Source organism: Pseudomonas sp. 14P5.3.2, from assembly GCF_057799175.1.
In genome coordinates this window covers 1-1069 of sequence record NZ_JBYOKU010000075.1, presented here as the reverse complement: position 1 = coordinate 1069, position 1069 = coordinate 1, and the positions used below count along the sequence as shown (strand labels likewise).

Sequence of the window (1069 nt, the reverse complement as noted above, 5' to 3'; positions counted from 1 at the left end):
AAAGACGATTTCCATCAGGGCTATCGCAACCGCTTCCAGGCGACCCCGTGGGACGTGCCGAACCGTCCACCGCTGCGCCACCCGAAACCGCGCATCCTCGGCAGCCAGAGCGCCGTGGTCACCGGCCCGAAAGGTGAAGAGATCCATTGCGACCAGTACGGCCGCGTCAAAGTGCAATTCCACTGGGACCGCGAAGGCCAGGCCGACGACAAGACCAGCTGCTGGCTGCGCGTCTCCAGTGCCTGGGCCGGCGCCCAGTACGGCGGCATCGCCATCCCGCGCATCGGCATGGAAGTGCTGGTCACCTTCCTTGAAGGCGACCCCGATCAACCGCTGATCAGCGGCTGCCTGTACCACAAGGAAAACACCGTCCCGTATGAGCTGCCGGCGAACAAGACCCGCAGCACCTTCAAGACCCTGAGTTCGATGGGTGGCGGTGGCTACAACGAACTGCGCATCGAAGACAAGAAAGGTCAGGAGCAGATCTTCCTCCACGCCCAGCGCGACTGGGACGAGAACATCGAGCACGACCAGAAGATCCGCGTCGGCAACGAACGCCACGACACCGTCGAGCAAAACAGCTACACCGAATTCAAAGCCGAAGAACACCACACCGTCTACGAAGACCGCAAAGTCGAAGCCCGCGCCAACGACCACCTGACGGTGGGCGTCAACCAGCACATCAAGATCGGCACCGGCCAGTTCATTGATGCAGGCCAGGAAATCCACCTGAGCAGCGGCATGAAAGTCGTGCTCGAAGCCGGCGCCGAGCTGACCCTGGTCGGCGGCGGCAGCTTCATCAAGATCGACGCCGGCGGCGTGACCATGAGCGGCCCGACGATCAACATCAACTCCGGCGGCAGCCCCGGCAGCGGCACCGGCGCCGCCCCGCTGATGCCCGGCGTGCTGAAACAAGCCGACGCCGACAAGGCAGGCCAGGTCCTGACCCCGGCCCAGATCAACACCCTCAAACGCAACGCGCCGTTCTGCGAAGAATGCGAAAAATGCAAGGCAGGTGCCTGTGCCATCTGATCGACTGACACCCAAGGACTGGCTGGCACAACAGCCG

The 1069-nt window shown here is 63.2% G+C and carries 1 protein-coding gene; it reads left to right on the top strand.

The window, feature by feature from the left end; all coding sequences use genetic code 11:
• Positions 1–1032, top strand: a 1032-nt coding sequence (gene tssI, locus AC27VU_RS28870; protein ID WP_488725406.1) for a type VI secretion system tip protein TssI/VgrG, incomplete at its 5' end; no start/stop codon positions are given.
• Between the last annotated feature and the right edge of the window lie 37 nt (positions 1033–1069).